The organism is Enterobacter cloacae complex sp. GF14B (assembly GCF_004136805.1).
In the GTDB taxonomy this organism is placed as follows: domain Bacteria; phylum Pseudomonadota; class Gammaproteobacteria; order Enterobacterales; family Enterobacteriaceae; genus Enterobacter; species Enterobacter hormaechei_C.
The window spans coordinates 1-2,003 of the sequence record NZ_QFRV01000216.1 but is presented as its reverse complement, the minus strand read 5'-3'; the positions used below and the strand labels follow the sequence as shown (position 1 = coordinate 2,003).

The window sequence follows — 2,003 nt, the reverse complement described above, 5'->3', positions numbered from 1 at the left end:
GTGCGCTCTCCTGTTCCTGCCTTTCGGTTTACCGGTGTCATTCCGCTGTTATGGCCGCGTTTATCTCATTCCACGCCTGACACTCAGTTCCGGGTAGGCAGTTCGCTCCAAGCTGGACTGTATGCACAAACCCCCCGTTCAGTCCGACTGCTGCGCCTTACCCGGTAACTATCATCTTGAGTCCAACCCGAGAAAGCACGACAAAGCGCCACTGGCAGCAGCCACTGGTAACTGGGATATACGAGAGAGAGATTCAGAGGTCTTGAAGTATGGGCCTGACTGCGGCTACACTGAAAGAACAGTTTCGGTATCTGCGGTCTCGTATACCCAGTTACCTGGTTAAGCAGTTCCCCAACTGACTTAACCTTCGATCAAACCACCTCCCCAGGTGGTTTTTTCGTTTTCAGAGCAAGAGATTACGACTGAAACGACAGGATCACAAGAAGATCATTAACTCCGAGAGTAGTAACTCCCACCATGTTTGCCTATCAACACACTTAGGAAACATTACTTGCGTTTAGTTATACGACTTCTAGCTCTCCATAACAGATCCTCATTTTCTGCTGATGGATTTCGACGGTATCGTTCCTCCGCTTTCCGTACTCCATATTCAGGAAACACCCTGACAGCAACCATTTGTATAAAGACATAACACACCAAAAGTAAAAATAAAAAACCAATAAAATCAAACATATATCACCCTCTTTTCTTCTCATTTCTCATGCGTGTAGCCACCATTATTTTATAGTTAGCACTCGTAGGGTTCTCCATATATTTACGGGTAGCACGTTCGACGGCAGATTCGGATGAACTAAAAAAAAGCATAAATAATTTAAATGCAATAACGGCGACTACCACTACACCAATAAATGTAAGCATCACTCTTACTCCTGTTATCAACATTAAACATAACATCCGTTGCCCGCACCGCCTGAAAGGCCCTCAGCGCCACTCTGTAACGAGTTAGCCATTTCCAGCACCTTTCCCTGGCCATAACCCTGAAAAACGCACCTGATGATTTCTGCGCGACTGCATGGCTATGCACGCGGGTGAATGGCAGACGATTTCGGAGTGTCAGCACCACTAAACCGCCAAAAGGCGCAATCAGCGGCGCGGCGCGCGCGGACGTGACCAGGCAAACTCGGACTGCTGCCGCTCATCCTCACGTAATGCACGCTGGCGATCGGCGTAACGCTGCGACTCAATCTGCGCACGCGCTCTGTTCAGGACGATATGCCGGTTCGGCTGATTTAGCTTTTTGCCTGACGCTCTCTCAGCTGCGGCAATAGCATCATCAAGAAATTTTTTCTCTGCAGGTGTCAGGTTTGTCAGTCTGTTCATAGCATTCTCCCGTCAGAATAACTCCGCACAGTCTGCCAGACACAGCAGAACCGATGAAGCGCTGGCGGTGCTGAAAGACAGCCAGAAACGGTGAACGGGAGCGGATTTTAATCCGGTGACGTGAGACGTTGGGCAAGCCGCAGGCGCGTCAGTGGTTTTAGCGGGTTTCGGGGCGCAGCCCTGAACCAGTCACGCAGCGCTAGCGGAGTGTATACTGGCTTAAAATGTAACATCGCAGAAACACCGGACATAGATGCTACATAAAGCAGGTGTAGAAAAAGGCTCAGGCGCGTAAGGAGAAAATGCCATACAGAATATATGCTGCTTCCTCGCTCACTGACTCGCTCCGCTCGGGCGTTCGGCTGCGGCGAGCAGAAGTAGCACAAAGTACAGGATGTACGATATACGGGCAGGAGAGAAAGAAAGGCAACGGGAAAAGGTTCCAGGCGCTGCCGGTTTTCCATAGGCTCCGCCCCCCTGACAAGCATCACAGAATCTGACGCTCAAATCAGTGGTGGCGAAACCCGACAGGACTTAAAGATACCAGGCGTTTCCCCCTGGTGGCTCCCTCGTGCGCTCTCCTGTTCCTGCCTTTCGGTTTACCGGTGTCATTCCGCTGTTATGGCCGCGTTTATCTCATTCCACGCCTGACACTCAGTTCC

2 protein-coding genes are annotated in these 2,003 nt (G+C 50.5%); both read right to left on the bottom strand.

The window, feature by feature from the left end; all coding sequences use genetic code 11:
- Positions 1-696: 696 nt before the first annotated feature.
- Positions 697-879: a hypothetical protein gene (locus tag DD606_RS24810; RefSeq protein ID WP_016265984.1), complete on the bottom strand. Its 183-nt coding sequence runs from the start codon at positions 877-879 to the stop codon at positions 697-699.
- A 225-nt stretch (positions 880-1,104) separates the two neighbouring features.
- A complete protein-coding gene (locus DD606_RS24805; protein WP_001676031.1) occupies positions 1,105-1,341 on the bottom strand; it encodes a hypothetical protein in 237 nt (78 codons plus the stop codon).
- Between the last annotated feature and the right edge of the window lie 662 nt (positions 1,342-2,003).

Coding starts and splice junctions, on each gene's coding strand:
- DD606_RS24810 (WP_016265984.1), bottom strand. CDS start 879: ATGCTTACATTTATTGGTGTAGTGGTAGTCGCCGTTATTGCATTTAAA.
- DD606_RS24805 (WP_001676031.1), bottom strand. CDS start 1,341: ATGAACAGACTGACAAACCTGACACCTGCAGAGAAAAAATTTCTTGAT.